A 15,284-nucleotide genomic window follows, 5' to 3' on the forward strand; every position below is an offset into this window, starting at 1 on the left:
TAATGATGCCGCTCACCACGTAGCACCCGAGCTGCGATGTCTACCGCGTAAGTCACCGGGCGGCCGGGAGCCACGTGGCTCGCATGCGCCTTGTCAGCGGCCGCGCGCTAGGTAAGGTCGGCCCGCTCGCCGGCCGCCTCGGCGAGGGCCAGGACGTCCGGGTGCTCGCGGAAGGCCACCTGCTGCTCCGGCGTCATCAGATCCCAGGCAATCCTCAGCATGTCCTCGAGATCCGCGACCCACTTGCGGGTGTCCATCATCTCCCCGTGACTACGCGCGAAGCCCAAGATGTCGTCCAGATTTCGCTCCGGGGCGCTCTCTTCGGCCCCTTCCAGCTGATCTGTCTCTGGCATTTCCCACTCCCTTATCAGGTGCGAAGGGAACGGGCGGCGTGACCCTACGGATGCATGGTTGGACGTTCAGGCCGCCTTGAAGGTATGGCGTCAACCTCGGCGTTGGGCGCTGGCAGCTGGGTTCCGGGCGCGGGCCGGCAGGAGAGTTCTGCGGGCCACGTCAGGCGCATCGTATCCTTTCGCGAGCTTGCACGGATATCTCAACGCATGCGTCACGGCCCAGCTGACCGGGACTGGCCGTCAGCCGACCTTCTTCAGCTCGCCGAGGCGGACCTCGCCCTTCTGGCTGGTGAAGATGAGGCTCTGGCCGAAGCCCTGCTGCTGCGACACGCCCGTGATCTGATGGTCGCCAGTCTCATAGAGCATGACGGCCCCTTCCTGCAGGACGGCAAGGCGGCGATGGTCGGGGAAGAAGGCGTAGCGCGTCTCGTTCTGGCCGCCGCTGGAAGCGGGCTGGCCCAGCTCCTCGGGCCACCATGCCGGACCGAAATCCATCGGTTTCATCGGCTGCATCGGCTGCATGGGCTCCACGGCTTTCTCCTTGGCTGAAACAGCTGCCCGGCGCGCAGGCCCCACCCGCCGTCAGCGATGGTGTAGTCAGGCCGCAGCCCCCGCTAGGCAGCATCCAGCATGTGCACACCCCAGGTGTCGGCATCACGATGCGACGTGGTTCAAGTCAGGGTAATGCGAACTTGCGATGAGGCCGACCCATCGGCAGGTTCGGCTAGCCGACACCTCAACCACGGCGTGGCAGCAGTCGACGGTTGCGCGCCGTCCGCGACCGATGCTCTATCAGGCCTTGCACGATCCCGTTGACGATGATCGGGAGCAGGGCAACAAGAAGCTGCAGGATAGCATTAGGTGCGCGCTCCGGTGCTGGCGCGGATTGAGGCTGCAACCCGCGCCGCTCGGTGTCCGGGGCGAGCACCGCATTGGCCGGCTTCGCCGGCACCGGCGCCGCCTGCTTGCTCCCGCTAAGATTGGCCCAGGCTCGGGTAAACTCTGCCCCGGCCAGGAAGATCAGCGCCGAATAATAGAGCCATACCAACACGATGATAATGGTGCTCGCGGCACCGAAGCCAGCGGCGACATTGCTGCTTCCAATATAGAGCGCAATCAGGGTCTTGCCGGCGGTGAACAGGACGGCGGTGGTGAAGGCTCCGATGAAGACGTCGCGCCAAGCGAGCTTGCGATCCGGCAGCACCTTATAGATCGCCGCGAACAGCAGCGTCAGAATGCCTATCGTCACCGCGATGCTCAGCACATAGGCAAGCAACACGCCGCCCGGGAGCACAGCCTCCAACCAGGAGCCGAAGGATGCGATGGCCGCGCTGACCGCCAGGGAGGCGATCAGGATGAAGCCTGTCGTCGCCACCAAACCGAGCGCCGCAGCCTTCGCCTTGACCAGGCGGGAGACGGTCTCGGTGATCGAGCCCGCCTCCGGCACCTCGGTCTTCCAAATGGCATTCAGTGCATTCTGTAGGGCACCGAAGGCGCCGCCAGCAGTGAGTAGCAAGGTGCCCAGGCCGATCGCCACGGCCCAGCCGCCGCGCGCACCACCCATCGCACCCTCGGCCAGCCGCCCGACTTCGCTCGCCGCTTGGTCGCCAAGCATGCTAGCCATCTGAGCGGCGATAGCGTCATCGACTTGGTCGCGGCTGAAGACGAAGCTGGCGATGCCGGTGGCGATGAACAGCAGCGGCCCGATCGAGAACAGGGTGAAGTAGGCGATGCCAGCAGCCCGCGTCAAAGCGTCGTCCGCTATGAAGCCTTCTCCCGTATCCTTCAGCAATGTCCAAATCCGGCTCATGGCAAAGCACCCATGATGAACATGGGTCGCGGAACGGTTTGCCGGTGAAGCGGTTTCTTCAAATCTGGGATGCCGCACTGGTAACAACCCTCTCGGAAGGGTCGTCCCGGGATCGTCAATTTGGCGAACGCGCTTCGGAATGAGCGCTAGATTACGTCGTCTTCAGCGCCGGAAGCGGCAAAAAGTTGCGTTCACCGCCCTCATCGGCAACGCATAGTTGTGAATGTTCGTTCGGTATGGCGCAATTTGACAATACCGGCAGAGGGCTTGGCCTGCCGAGCACACGAAACATTCTGCCGCCGGCAGAGGCTTTGAGGGGGCGTACGGTGCGGGTCCGTGATGAACCCGGAGCGCTTGGCTGGCGCTCTCCTTTCCGGCTCAGGGAAGGAATGCCGTATGCGCTGGATGATGGTAGGGACTGCGCTGGCTGCGCTCGCCTCAACGCCTGTCACTTGTGTCGAGGCGCAGAACTTGCAAGATACGCTTGGACGCGTGCTGCAAGGCTATATGCAAGGCGGTGACCCCAGGCAGGATCCCCGTGCCCAATATGACCCGCGCTCTGCTCAAGATCCCAGCAGGGGACAGTGGGATGAACGCCGGGACTACCATGACCGCGGCGCCGATGATCGCCTGCGCGCGCTTGACGAGGCGGATCGACGTCTGGACGCGCAGCAGCGGCAGATCGACGCGGACCGGCGCCAGATCGAGGCCGAGCGGCGGCGCCTCACGCGATGATGCGGAGCAGCCCGCGAGAGTGGCAGGGCTGGCTCAGGAGCCGCTGCGGCGTTCGACCGGGGGGGGGGGGCACGCTCGCCTACTTGGGTTTGCGGCACTGCCCAAGGGGCGGCGAAGGACCGTTCGCACGCCGCACCTCTGCTGGTATCGTGCCGCACTCCACGCCCACCCAGATGTCGACCGCGCGGCCGATACAGGCCGAACCACCGAGCGCGGAAGGCGTTCTCGGCCCGTAAGGGAGTAAGCGCGATGCGTTCTCTGATCCTTGGTGGGGTTCTCGCCGTCCTCGCCGTTCCGGCCTTCGCTGAAGAAGGCGGCTGTGTGAAGGATGGCGCAGTCGGCGCCCTCGCCGGGCACATGGTCGGCAACGGCCACGGTGTGGCGGGAGCGGCAGCGGGATGCGCCTATGGTGCGCATGAGCGTAACAAGGCCGAGAAGGAGAAATCGCAGCAGGCGAACCAACAGCAGCAGGGAAGCCAGCAGCCGCCGAAGAAGTAGAGTTCAGGTTCGAAGTTTGCCGGTCAGATGTAGATGATGATGCGTCTGTATGCGCGTGTCGCTGGGGAAGTCGCCCGAGCGCTGCTGCACTCGCCGATGGGCGTGCAGTCGCCAGCAGGTAAGAGCCACGGCCGCCCGTGGTGAAGCGCTCGGGCGTGACACCAGTGCGGTCTTTGCCGAGCGGAAGAACGCTGCCAGCCCGTCGCCGATCCGGGGGCACCGGAGATCCGCCGCCTCCTGCGCGACATGTTCGACACGATGGAGGACGCGCCCGGGACGGAGCTCGCCGCGCCACAGGTTCCTGTGCCGCTGCGGCTCTTTGTCTTCCGTGTGCAGCCGAACCGCTCGACCGGATCCCCAGACGATACCGTGGTCGGCAACACCGTGCTGATCAACCCGGTTGTCGAACCGCTCGGGGCGGAGAAGCAGCTGCGCTGGGAAGGGTGCCTCTCGATCCCGGGCCTGCGCGCCGCGGTGCCGCGCTTCACGCGCGTGCGCTACTCGGGGGTGGACTGCGACGAGCGCCCGGTCACGGACGAGGTGAGCGGCTTTCATGCGGGGGTCGTCCAGCACGAGAACGACCACCTGGACGGCATTCTTTACCCGACGCGCATGACCGACTTCCGGATGGGCTTCAACGCATCGTGTTGCATCGGTCGACGGTATGGACGCATTGATCCCTGCCATGTGTGGGGTCATGCGGTCCGGATGCACGTTGGTGCAGGGATCGCCGGATCGGCTGGCGTGGGGTAGGCTAGGATGAGGGCGAGCCCTCGTTCGAGAGGGCGCCACCATGCCGTTTAAGGGCAACGCCGACCGCCGGCACCACATTCCAGCCCAGCAGCGCCGGGTAAAGAACTGGGCCGAGTACGACGCCGGCCTGCGCGCTCGCGGCAGCCTCACCGTCTGGTTCACGGCTGAGGCCATCGAGGCCTGGCACGCGGCGCCGCGCACCACTCCAGGCGGGCAGCCCTGCTATTCCGATCTGGCCATCACCACCGCCCTGACCCTGCGCGCGGTGTTCCGCTTGGCCCTGCGCCAGACCGAGGGGCTGATCGGCTCCATCCTGCAGCTGCTCGGTCTCACTCTGCCCGTGCCGGACCATACCACTCTGAGCCGTCGGGCCGAGACGCTGGAGGTGCTGCGGCCAAAGGCGGGCAGCGAGCCCGTGCACCTGCTGGTGGACAGCACGGGGCTGAAGTTGTGTGGGCCCGGCGAGTGGCTGATCGAGAAGCACGGCAGCAAGCGGCGTCGTGGCTGGCGCAAGCTGCACATCGCCACGAGCGTCGACACGGGCCGGATCGTCGCGGTGCTGCTGACCGACAAGGATGTGGACGATGGCGGGCAGGTCGGCGCCTTGCTTGAGCAGGTCGAGGAGCCGGTTGCGTCTTTCAGCGGTGATGGCGCGTACGACCGGGACGATGTCTACGCCGAGGTCACGACACAGCGCCCCGGCGCGGCCGTGATCGTGCCGCCCCGCGCGAACGCGGTGCCGAGTGAAGCCGCGGAGACTGCACCGACACAGCGCGACCGACATCTGCAGTGTATAGCCGAGCGCGGCCGCATGGGTTGGCAGAAGGCCTCGGGCTACAACGATCGCGCCTTGATCGAGGCCGACATCTCGCGCTGGAAACGCGTCATCGGTGACGGGCTTCGATCGCAAACAGACGAGCGTCAGACCACCGAGGTCGCCATCGCTGCCAATGTGCTGAACCGCATGCTCGAGCTCGGATGTCCGAAGTATGTCCGCGTTGCATAACCCCGAATGCGGGTAGGGCTACGTGCGTCCACACCGCTGATCCGTGCACCACACTCGCGCGCCCGTGTGACCCAAAACTGGCCGATTCTGAACCACGCCCAAGATTGTACAGCCGACGCTCCGGCAAACCCGGGGCGGTTCAGATGTCGGCGCACCGAAAAGCCTTCAGCTCCCTTGCGGTTGCCCGTTCCATTCGCCCTTCGCGGTGACCAGCAGCGCACCGAGCATCGTCTTGTTCGTCTGGTCCTGGGCTGCCGCGCCAGCCGGGATCATCAACCGTCCATTGTACTCGAACTTGCGCTCCGCGTCCTCTGCTGTCCAGCCCGCGACTTTCAGCATATGATCGAAGGCTATCTCAGCCAGCACCTCCCCGGCTTCGCTGTCGCTGCGGTAGTGCAGCCCCATCACCTCGCGGTTGATCGCAATCCGATGCGCGAGCGGCAGCAGGAGGGGGATGGCCGGATGGCATGGCGGCATGACTGCGGCAAGCAACCTGGCGATCAGGTGCGACTGCATCGAATGTCCGCTCGGGAAAGCGGGATGGGCCGGAACGGCGATCGGCGGGGCCAGTGCGGGCGCCAGCGCTGAGGGGCGTGGGCGGCTGAACACGTGCTTTGCCACCATGCCCATGAGGTGCCCGAACGCGATTCCAATGCGACACAGCACCGCGGTTTCGGGATGCGAGCGCGCGGTGAAGCCGGCAAAGCCGGCGAAATACGGGATGATCCCAGCGCGCTGCGCCAGCGCCTCCGCAAGCACTCCATCACGGAAGACCGCTAGATCGAGAAGCATGTCGATCTCGCGCGCGGTGTCAGCGGCACCCGGATACAGGCGCGACAGGGGGCCTTGCTTGTCGACGCGCCAGCCCGGCACGGCCGCGAGCTCGCCGAGCATGACGGTGATCCGGTTTTCGACCGACCAGCCCGAGAACTGCTCGGGAGCCGCGCGGAACGCGTCGAGCCGCTCGGCCAGCGCCTCGGCTTGGCCCGGCTTCACGAAGCCGCGGCGGTCCAGCTCCCCCGCGTTCCACTCGCTCGGGCGAGGCTGCGCCGCAATGGCCGCGATGAGTGCGTCGCCGCTGGGCAGCGGGGCGACGCGGGGCGCCAGCTGGCCTCGCCAGACCAGCAGAGGGACATCCGGCGTCGAAGAATCGTGGACGAAGTACGGCCAAGGCGAGGCGCCAAGGCGGCGCAGCACCGCGTTGCCGCTCCCGCCGGCCGGCACGAAGGCCGCACTGTCTGCGCCATCGGCGCCATCGGCGCCGTCCGCCCCGTCGGCACCGTCCGCGCCATCGAACCCCTGCAGCATCTGACCGCCTCCACCGTTGCCCGCCCGCGAAAGGCGGTCCTGGTCTCAATCGGGCGCGCCACTCTGGCGCAGGGCATCCAGCAGCTGCCGTCCGAGCGCGGTGTCGGCGAAAGGCTGCCGCTCGCGCGCGTAGTGGCTGATCCGGAACCTCGGCTCACACTGCATCATCTCTGCGGCCACGGCTTGTGCTGCCGCGCACTCATCCTGCGCCACCAGGGCTGCTATCAGGATGCGATGAGCCGAGGTGAATCCCGGACTTTCGGCGAGCGAGAGGCGCATGCTGCGCGCGGCCGCGGCTTGATCGCCAATGACGTGCTGTGCCAGTCCCTCGAAAAATTGGTAGTAGTAGCGATCGGCGCCAAGCGGCGAGAGGGCGAGGCCGCGCCTAGCCGCCTCCAGCGCCTCGGCGCCGCGGCCGAGGTAGGAGAGCGATCCGCTCAGCAGCGTCCAGGCAAGGGCACAGCTCGGCCCGACCTCGGTGGCCCGGCGCAGGTGCGGCAGGGCGCTTTCCGGATCGCGCAGGTGATAGGCGCGGAAGTGGCCGCTGATCGCATGGCCGAGCGCGTTGCGCGGATCCAGCCGCACCGCCCGGTGCGCCAGCTCCCTGAGCTGGGCCGCGTCGTTGGCCGGATTCTCGCTCCAGGCCTGGCCGATCGCCAGGCTGTGCCAGCGCGCGGCGAGGGCCGCGGCGGTAGCGTAGCCGGGGTCGTCCAGCATCGCCTGCTGCAGGTGCTGTTCGGCAGCCCGAAAGGTATCGCGCTTCAGCCCGTCGAGCGCGTGCATCGCGCGCAAGGTATGGTCGTAGGCCGTCAGGCTCTGGGGCGGCTTGCGCAGCGCCATGCGCAGCTCGGCTGCGCGGATCGTCGGGGCGATGCCGGCGACGGTTCGCTCGACCACGTGGTCCTGGACGAGAAAGATTTCGCGCAGCGGTATGTCGAACCGCTCGCTCCAGAGCTGGTCACCCTCCTGCGTCTCGTGAAGGTCGACTCGCAGTCGGAGGCCATCGCCGCGACGCCGGAGCCGTCCCGAGACCAGATAGCGGACGCCGAGCATTCGCCCGAGAGTCGGCGGGTCATAGGTCTCGGCCGCCCAGCCGAGCGTGGCGCCGCGGGCGATAACGGCAAGCTCGTGCAGCGCACCGAGCGACAGGATGATGTCCTCAATCGCCCCCTCGTTAAAGTAGCGGCTGGCCTCGTCTGCGTCCTCGGCGTGAAAGGGCAGGACCGCGACCGCCGGACGGCCCTCGAGCGGCGCCGGTCGCGGCACCCGCGGAGGGCATTCCGGCAGAAGCAGGGCGACCCGGACCTGGCCGAGGATGTTGCGGAGCGAGACGGAGCCGATGTTGACCAGTCCTGGTGGCGGTGCCGTCAGCGCCTGCCGCGCCGCCTCGCTGAGAGCGAGACCGCCGGGCGGCGCGTGCTCCTGCAAGCGGGCGGCGATGTTCACGCATTGCCCGGTGATGTCGCCCTTGGCGACCAGCACTTCGCCGACGTCGATCGAGATCCGCAGTGCGATCGGCAGCGACCGCGGATCCGCGGCGGTGGCGGTGGCTGCCCGCTGCGCCGCGAGCGCCCAGGCGAGAGCCGCGTCGGCACTGGGGAACTCGACGAGGGTCCCGTCACCGGTCGACCTCTGGAAGCAGGCGCCATGGGCGACGGCAAGCGGCACCAGCGCCGTATCCTGCAGGTGAGTCAGTGCCTGATGGGCGGCGTCGGGGGCCATGCCCACCAGGACCGAGGAGCCGACCACGTCGGCGACGGCGATCGCCGCTGACCGGCGCTCCGGCCGCATGCCAGTGTCTCCCGGAAACGCGGGGTCTTCCGCCATCGCGGCGCCTCTCTCCTCGTGGGCGTCGCAGTCTATTCCCGACTGGACACAACAAGGCCTCCAATCTTCTGGTCTAAGACGGATCGATAGGAAACCGTTATGTATCTTCGCAGAGCAGTACGGATCAAGGTCGGTGACGACGTTCGCCGCAATCCGGCGAGCGCGGACATGCTGATCCGGAGGGCGCTGGAGCGACGCGGCGTCAGCGTCACGGCGGAGGGGCGCTATTGTTTTTGCGGCCCGACGGCACGGCTCGGCCCCCAAGAGCCGCCGACGCGCTGTGTCGCCGCAAGCGTCCGGGTCACCCCGGAGGAATTGCGAATGCTGCACAACGCCCAGGACCCATCGTTCCAGATCGCGGCGAATCCGTCGATCGCACCGCTGTCGATCTGGACATCGGCCGCCCCAGGCGGCGGGATCTTCGGCAACCGGGCCATGGCTCTCACAACTCTCGCGGCGGCGCGGGACGAGGCCCTGGGCGCTGGCGTGAACGTCGCAATCGTAGACTTCGGCATAGACAGTCGGTGGTTGCGAGCCTACCGCGGCGGAAGGTCGATCGCGGGTGGATGGGCGCGGCTAGTGCGCCCAGATGGGCCGACCGGGCCCGAATACAAAAGCCCGGGCTCGCTGCCTCCGACCGAGCACGGGCATATGATCGCACGCAACATTCTGTCGGTCGCCCCCGCCGCCCGGATCTTTGATGTGCCGCTGCTGCCCGAGACGACGCTCGGTCCGCCCGGCATCGCCGATGCGGAGGGGATGTTCGAGCGGATGCTGCGGGAGATTAAGGCGCGGAAACAGGATGCGATCCCCGGCGTCGCGGGCGACACCGAGCTGCCGGACGGTCCCTGGATCCTTTGCAACGCCTGGGGCGTGCTCGACCCGTTCCGCCATGACCCGGATGCGGAGTACTGGAACAACCCGCACCATCCATTCTTGGCGGCCATGCCGCGCTTTACCGAGGCAGGCATCGACGTGGTTTTCGCCGCAGGAAATTGCGGGCTTCCGGGGGCGCAACCTCGCTGCGCCGAGATGGCGAGCGGCCCTGGCGCAAGCATCCACGGCGTGAATGCACATCCCGACGTGTTGACCGTGGGCGCGGTCAGAGTGGACGGCCTGCCGATCGGCAGCTCCGCGCTCGGGCCAGGGGTAATGGCTGGGCAGATCAGCCCGGCGCCGCCTCGGCCCGCCTCGACCGACTACGGCCTGGAAAGTTGGTTTGCAAAGCCCGACGTCAGCGCGCCGAGCTATTTCCGCGACACGGACGACGCGATGCTGGTCAACACCGGCACCTCGGCGGCCTGCGGGCTGACCGTCGGGGTGCTGGCGGCACTGCGCGGACTGGAGCTGGCCCATGGCCGCCGCAAGCTATCGCCCGCAACGATGCGCGGGATGCTGCGGCGCACTGCGCGTCGCCCTCAGGGTGCAGGCTGGGATCCGCGGCAGGGCTGGGGAATTGTCAACCTTGGTGCCGCACGTGCTGCCATCGACTGTCCGATACTCGCGACCAGTTTGACGGACGCTGGCTCGTGACCGCGCCGCACCCTAGCTCCTGGCCGGTTCGGACACGGTCAGCGACTTTGCCGCCCGGCACGGGGTGAGCCGCAAGTTCGTCTACCAGCAGATGCAAAAGGCTTGCGTGACGTTGGCCGCCATCGCCCGGGCCCATCGCGAGGCGCGCCACCCTTTCGATAGTCGCGACTCCGCAACGGGACCGTCGCAGAGTTGGGGGCGACGGGGCGGCAGACGCTTGCGGACGAGAGCCGTCAGCCGGCTGGAAGTGTTGCTTGGGGCCGAAACCAGAGATGCCGGTGGAGGCGATGCAGCGGACCTGCTGCCGAACACCCCCAATTTTGCGACAGTCCCAGCGCATGTCCTAACCTTCTGTTTCGGATACGATCATGCGGCTGCCTCGCCGACGCGCAATGCCGGTCCTTCCCCGGCGCCGCGCAGATGCGCGTGCTCGCTCGCCGGCTTCCGGGCGGTCACGCGGTATCCTCCAGCACCATCGCCGCCGCCTTCTCACCGATCATAATCGTCGGCGCATTGGTGTTGCCGGAGGTCAGCGTCGGCATGATGGAGGAATCGGCGACCCGCAGCCCGACGATGTCATGCACGCGCAGCCGCGCGTCCACTACCGCCTGCGGATCGGCGCCCATCCGGCAGGTGCCAACGGGGTGGTAGGTGGTCTCCGCCGCGCCTTTCACCCAGTCGATGATCTCGTCGTCGCTCTCGCACGTGGTGCCCGGCGCCAACTCGCGCAGCTTCAGCGGCGTCAGCGACGGCGCGTTCATCACCTGCCGTGCGATGCGGATGGCGCGCACGGTCAATGCCGCATCGGCTGGCGAGGAAAGGAAGTTGAAGGTGATCGCAGGCGGCTGGCGCGGATCGGCCGAAGTGATGTGGATGTGCCCCTTGCTCTCCGGCCGCATCGGATGAGCATAGCAGGTCATGCCGGATCGCGCCGCGATGCGCGGCCCGCGCGGTCCCGGCTCGGTCAGCATGGGCACCCAGCCGAGCAGCAGGTCGGGCGCTTCCAGTCCCTCGCGCGACCGGACGAACGCGCGCAGGGGCGCCGCCACCATGCCGAGCATGCCGCTGCCGTCCGCCAGATAGCGCAGCGCCTGACCGACCAACCCGAGGCCACGACCGCGGTCGTTGAGGGTGTAGCCGCGTGCATCGACTGCCCAGCGGGTGCGCGGGGCGTAGTGGTCGCGCAGGTTCTCGCCTACTCCCGGCAGCGCCTGGCGCACCGCGATGCCGAGCGCCTGCAGCCGTTCCGGCTGGCCAATACCCGAGAGCTCGAGCAGCAGGGGCGAGTTGATCGAGCCGGCGCTGACCACCACCTCGCGCCCGGCTTTGGCCTCCCGCATCTCCGCCCCGATAGCGTAGCGCACGCCAATGCAGCGGCGGCCTTCGAAGAGCAGGGCGCTGGCAAGCGCGCCGGTCTCGATGCAGAGGTTGGAGCGGCGGCGGACCGGGTCCAGGTAGCAGGCGGCCGTGCTCATCCGCTGGCGGGCGGCGATGGTCGCCTGGCTCATTGCGATGCCGTCCTGGGTCGCGCCGTTGTAGTCGGGATTGTACGGGATACCGACCTCCACGGCCGCCCGGATCAGGGCGGACAGCAACGGGTCCCGGGGCACGGGGTTGGTGACGCGCAGTGGCCCCTCGCGGCCGCGGTACCGGTCGTCGCCTAGCCCCTCATAGCGTTCCATCCGGCGGAAGAAGGGTAGGACATCGGCGTAGCTCCAGCCTGGATTGCCGAGCTGCGCCCAGGTGTCAAAATCCTGGGCCTGGCCGCGCACGAAGGCGAGGCCGTTAATGGCGGAGGAGCCGCCGAGCACCCGCCCGCGCGGCACCGGCAGGCGGCGGCCCTTGGTTGCCGGCTCCGGCTCCGAACTGTAAAGCCAGTTCACCACGGGGTTGGTGATCATCTTCGCATAGCCGACGGGGATGCGGGTCCAGTGGTAGCTCGCCGGGCCGGCTTCCAGCAGCAGCACCCGGTTACGAGCATCGGCCGAGAGCCGGTTGGCGACCACCGCGCCGGCTGAGCCGGCGCCAACGACGATGTAATCGAAGCTGTGCATCCTGGTCTCCGTCCCACATTGGGGCAGATCAACCCATGCGATGACTGGGGAGGCAAGCCACTCGGCAGCTGCCGGCCGACCGGTGGGCCGGACCCCAGATCAGCGACCCAAAGATGCCGCGCACCGGCTCGCCCTGGAGGTGGAGCGGCTGCGAGCAGACGGTGTCACCGGCTAGGCGGCGATCGCGCGGGCGCTGACCGAAGGTGGGGTGCCGACGCCGCAGGGCGACGGCGCCTGGATGCACACGACCGTGGCAAGGGTGCTGGCGCGTACGGTCGCGGGCCAATCGCGTTCTTTGCGCCTGCAATGAGCACTGTGTTGCCGCGCGGGCGGACGGCCGCCGAAGGATCAATCTAGGTCCGGGAGGATTCCGCTACGCCACCAAGGAGCCAACCCCGTCGGTTACCTTCTCCCAGTCATCGACATTTCGATCCTGGGGCGCCACCAGAAGATGCTCGACCCCGATTGCGGCGTAGTCATCGACTAAAGCTCGCAGGACGCCACGATCCTGACCGTCCCATTGCACCCGCATGGAGATCGTGAAGCCCGGCTCTGGGCGCGCCGCTCGCAATCGCCGCACAATCGGGGCTGCCTCATCCGCCGACAGCGCGCTGCCATGCCAGCCGTCCCCAATCCTGATCGTCCGCCGCAGGGCTGGCTCTGAGCTACCGCCGAACCAGAGTGGAATCCGACTGACCGGCATCGGGGTCATGGTCATCTCTTTGATCTCGGCCGAGATGTAGCGGCTCTCAAACGTCACCGGATCCTCGGACCAGACGGCCCGCATCATGGCGATACCCTCGTCGAGCCGCCGGCCTCGCTCCTCAAACGGGACGCCGAGCGCCGAGAACTCCTCCTTCAGCCAGCCAGAGCCGGCGCCTAGGATCAGCCGTCCCTCGGAAAAGTTGTGCAGCGTTGCAAGCTCCTTTGCCAACGGCAGGGGGTGGCGCATCGGCAGCACCAGCACCGAGGTCCCCAGCTTGACCCGCTTGGTTACCGCGGCAGCCAGGGCTGTTCAACGCTGTGGAATGTTGAGGAGGCCGAGGAGGTAATCGACGCCACCGATAGCGGCGCGGTAGCGGTCCTGCGGGAGTGAGCTTCGGCGGTTGGACTTGAGGATGTTGAAGGCAAAGCTGCGGAGACGGGCGAAGAGACCTGGATTGCAGCGGATGCGGGAGCGGTCCTCGCCCATGGTGACGTCGCGGGTGTAGTGCGAGGTGTTCTCGATCTTCCAATGGTCCCGGATGGCAGAGGCGGCGCGAACGGCTGGGATCGCGGTGGTGGCGAGGTAGAAGGCGGTCTCGGAGGAGCGGTGCCAGAGACCGGTCTTGGCGCTGCGGGCGAGGACGTCGCGCTCGACGCGGATCACGGCACCGATGAGGGATGCCCACTCGGTGTCGGCGAAGGCGGTGGTGGCATCGAAGACGGCGACGCTGCGCTCCTCCTGACGGTTGCGCCCCCGATCACGGCTACTGGCCGTGGAAAGCGGGGTGGCGCTGGCGCAGAGGTCCTTGGCCTTTTGATGCAGGGTGGGCTGGTTGTCCTTGACCTGTATGATCAGGTCGGCGCCGGCCTTTGCGGCGAGCTCGAAGGTTTCCTCTGGCAGTGCAGGGCATCGAGCGTGACCAGGTGGCCAGCCAGGCCGAGTTCGACGAGCAGCGCCTGGGCGGCCGGGATCTCGTTGGATTTCTCGTCGACCTCGCTGTGCGCCAGCACCAGGGCTGTGTCGGTGGCGAACATGCCGAGCAGGTGCGCGGCGGCGCGGTCACGGAACGCGTCGAAGCTGCCGCGCAGGGTCTTGCCGTCGATCGCTAGACTACCCCCGTCCGGCTTGGCGTGAGCCGCCTGCAACAGCTTGGCGTGGCCACGGAAGGCTGTCTCCACCGCGTCACTGTCCAAGCCTTGCAGGATGTAGCGGATGGCGGTGTGCGCCGGCGCTCGCCGCCAGGTTAGGCCGAACACCTCGTTCAGCCGGGGACGATGCATCTCGATGAAGGTGACGATGCTGCGATACGAGTTACCGCCGCTGACGATGGCCAGGATGGAGAACAGCAGGACGTACGCCAGCTGGTAGACCTTGCCCTCCGCCCGGCGGTGATCAGGCACCTCCTCCAGCAGACCCAGCAGCGGCGCGAACGCGGTCACGGCAACCTCCCCCTCGGTTGCCGCCCTATGAGTCAGAAATTTGGCGATCCGGGAATGCCGTCATCACTTCGCCGGCGCCGTTCGCCTCCGACCTGTGGCAGCGAGGACTCACCCCCGCTACCGCACAGCGTTGAACAGCCCTGCCGCGGCAGCCCAGGTGAGGGAAAGGACAGGGTCGAAGAACAATGGCGAGCGTGGGAATTTGTTGCGCGGCACAATGATGTGCTCGCTAACCCACACATCCTCGATGCCTAAATCCTCCGCGCGCTCGGCATGACGCCGTATCAGCGCCGGCATCGCCTGCTCGCCGGCGTGGGGTAGATGGATACCGTATTTCATCGCTGTCTACTTCCTTCCTGGCCGCGACCACATGTTCAGCCCTTCCCAGCGAGGGCGCAATGCCTTGTTCAGAGCCAGCAGGCTCAGTTGCGCGCTGCAGAATTGGATCTTGCGAGCGGAGGCTCTAGTCCTGAAATCAAGCTGCATTCTCAGTCCACGGCGAGCGTATCCGTTCGCATTTTCACCACCCATCAACGGTGGTCGATCCGTGGTGAACAAGGGCGATCACGCATCCACTACGCCGTCCACAGCTCGGCGCGATCGTAGATGCTGAGCTCCTGTGCGGGGCTCTCCATCGCGCGCCCTATTGCCATGATCAGCGCGACGGCGGCGTCGATCTTCTGCGCCGGCCGCTGCTTGGCAGGGTAGAGGTTGCAAAGCGGCCGACCGAGCGTTGCGGATAGGCGGGCAGCCAGGGCGCAGGGGAGAATGTCTATCCCGCCGCCCGGCGCTCATGGCACTGCCGCCTTGGGATCACCGGCCCCGAGATGCCGCCTACAATCGGTAGACCCGCTCTGACGTGCGTACCCATCCGGTGAGTACCGCGGGTACTGTCAGGCCGCCTTCGACGCCGGTCAGGGTCTCTGGTCTTCAATCAGTTCCTTGAGGCTCTCGACACCGCGTTGGGTAAAGGCGAGGGTTTCGCGGTCGCCGCTGTCGTAGACCCAGAGGTAGCCATCCTCAGGCTCGAGTTGTTCGGCGAGTTCGTGCAGCCACTCCTCGTCCTCGCCGAGCATCTCGGCGACGCGGGTGATGGTGAATACGAAGCTCGGCGCGGCCACGTTCAGGCGGCCTCCGCGGCGTGTGCTTCGGCGTTGGCGCTGGCTGCTTTCCAGTTCCAGGGGAGCAACTCGTGCAGGCGCGAGGCCGGGTGGTCGGCGATGCGGGCCAGGACATCGGCGAGCCAGGCGCGCGGATCGACG

At 67.3% G+C, this 15,284-nt stretch carries 16 protein-coding genes and 1 pseudogene; 5 read left to right on the plus strand and 12 right to left on the minus strand.

The annotated features are described in order from the left end of the window. Positions 1 to 107: 107 nt before the first annotated feature. The 3 genes from Q7A36_RS34420 to Q7A36_RS34430 form a co-directional block, all read right to left on the minus strand. Positions 108 to 353, minus strand: a complete 246-nt coding sequence (locus Q7A36_RS34420) for a hypothetical protein (RefSeq protein ID WP_305108329.1) — start codon at positions 351 to 353, stop codon at positions 108 to 110. Positions 354 to 593: 240 nt separating this feature from the next. After that, entirely contained in the window at positions 594 to 875 is a 282-nt protein-coding gene (locus tag Q7A36_RS34425) for a hypothetical protein (RefSeq protein WP_305108341.1), read from the minus strand. Positions 876 to 1,089: 214 nt separating this feature from the next. After that, positions 1,090 to 2,163, minus strand: coding sequence for a YihY/virulence factor BrkB family protein (locus Q7A36_RS34430; RefSeq protein WP_305108330.1), 1,074 nt, complete (start codon positions 2,161 to 2,163; stop codon positions 1,090 to 1,092). Between the two features lie 396 nt (positions 2,164 to 2,559). Here Q7A36_RS34430 and Q7A36_RS34435 point away from each other — a divergent pair, with 396 nt between their 5' ends. From Q7A36_RS34435 to Q7A36_RS34450, 4 genes and pseudogenes are all read left to right on the plus strand, one after another. Continuing rightward, positions 2,560 to 2,898, plus strand: coding sequence for a hypothetical protein (locus Q7A36_RS34435; protein WP_305108331.1), 339 nt, complete (start codon positions 2,560 to 2,562; stop codon positions 2,896 to 2,898). Between the two features lie 249 nt (positions 2,899 to 3,147). Next, complete coding sequence (locus Q7A36_RS34440; RefSeq protein WP_305108332.1) at positions 3,148 to 3,396, plus strand: hypothetical protein; 249 nt, start codon at positions 3,148 to 3,150, stop codon at positions 3,394 to 3,396. 198 nt (positions 3,397 to 3,594) lie between these two features. Then, positions 3,595 to 4,149, plus strand: a pseudogene (locus Q7A36_RS34445) (peptide deformylase); the annotation flags it as partial. Between the two features lie 40 nt (positions 4,150 to 4,189). Then, positions 4,190 to 5,155 (plus strand): IS5 family transposase, encoded by a 966-nt coding sequence (locus Q7A36_RS34450; protein WP_305108333.1) that lies wholly within the window; start codon positions 4,190 to 4,192, stop codon positions 5,153 to 5,155. Positions 5,156 to 5,320: 165 nt separating this feature from the next. Here the strand turns inward: Q7A36_RS34450 and Q7A36_RS34455 are convergent, their stop codons facing one another. Both Q7A36_RS34455 and Q7A36_RS34460 read right to left on the minus strand, forming a co-directional pair. Further along, entirely contained in the window at positions 5,321 to 6,463 is a 1,143-nt protein-coding gene (locus tag Q7A36_RS34455; RefSeq protein WP_305108334.1) for a phosphatase PAP2 family protein, read from the minus strand. Between the two features lie 45 nt (positions 6,464 to 6,508). Continuing rightward, the gene (locus Q7A36_RS34460; RefSeq protein WP_305108335.1) at positions 6,509 to 8,290 is read right to left on the minus strand and encodes a hypothetical protein; all 1,782 of its coding nucleotides are present in this window, start codon (positions 8,288 to 8,290) and stop codon (positions 6,509 to 6,511) included. A gap of 99 nt (positions 8,291 to 8,389) precedes the next feature. On the opposite strand from Q7A36_RS34460, the gene Q7A36_RS34465 reads away from it, so the two are divergent. Continuing rightward, positions 8,390 to 9,823 (plus strand): S8 family serine peptidase, encoded by a 1,434-nt coding sequence (locus tag Q7A36_RS34465; RefSeq protein WP_305108336.1) that lies wholly within the window; start codon positions 8,390 to 8,392, stop codon positions 9,821 to 9,823. Between the two features lie 452 nt (positions 9,824 to 10,275). Here the strand turns inward: Q7A36_RS34465 and Q7A36_RS34470 are convergent, their stop codons facing one another. From Q7A36_RS34470 to Q7A36_RS34500, 7 genes are all read right to left on the minus strand, one after another. Then, positions 10,276 to 11,877: a GMC family oxidoreductase gene (locus Q7A36_RS34470; RefSeq protein ID WP_305108337.1), complete on the minus strand. Its 1,602-nt coding sequence runs from the start codon at positions 11,875 to 11,877 to the stop codon at positions 10,276 to 10,278. 373 nt (positions 11,878 to 12,250) lie between these two features. Continuing rightward, entirely contained in the window at positions 12,251 to 12,886 is a 636-nt protein-coding gene (locus tag Q7A36_RS34475) for a TIGR03619 family F420-dependent LLM class oxidoreductase (protein ID WP_305108342.1), read from the minus strand. Between the two features lie 6 nt (positions 12,887 to 12,892). Continuing rightward, the gene (locus tag Q7A36_RS34480; RefSeq protein WP_370655754.1) at positions 12,893 to 13,483 is read right to left on the minus strand and encodes an ISAs1 family transposase; all 591 of its coding nucleotides are present in this window, start codon (positions 13,481 to 13,483) and stop codon (positions 12,893 to 12,895) included. After that, positions 13,435 to 14,022, minus strand: coding sequence for an ISAs1 family transposase (locus Q7A36_RS34485; protein WP_305108338.1), 588 nt, complete (start codon positions 14,020 to 14,022; stop codon positions 13,435 to 13,437). The genes Q7A36_RS34480 and Q7A36_RS34485 overlap by 49 nt, the downstream gene beginning before the upstream one ends. 117 nt (positions 14,023 to 14,139) lie before the next feature. Continuing rightward, positions 14,140 to 14,361, minus strand: a complete 222-nt coding sequence (locus Q7A36_RS34490) for a hypothetical protein (RefSeq protein ID WP_305108339.1) — start codon at positions 14,359 to 14,361, stop codon at positions 14,140 to 14,142. 575 nt (positions 14,362 to 14,936) lie between these two features. Then, positions 14,937 to 15,143, minus strand: a complete 207-nt coding sequence (locus tag Q7A36_RS34495) for a hypothetical protein (protein WP_305108340.1) — start codon at positions 15,141 to 15,143, stop codon at positions 14,937 to 14,939. Between the two features lie 2 nt (positions 15,144 to 15,145). Beyond that, the coding region (locus Q7A36_RS34500) for a transposase domain-containing protein (RefSeq protein WP_305108344.1) at positions 15,146 to 15,284 on the minus strand (139 nt) is incomplete at its 5' end.

Origin of the sequence: Paracraurococcus lichenis, assembly GCF_030657435.1 — a bacterium.
GTDB lineage: Bacteria > Pseudomonadota > Alphaproteobacteria > Acetobacterales > Acetobacteraceae > Paracraurococcus > Paracraurococcus lichenis.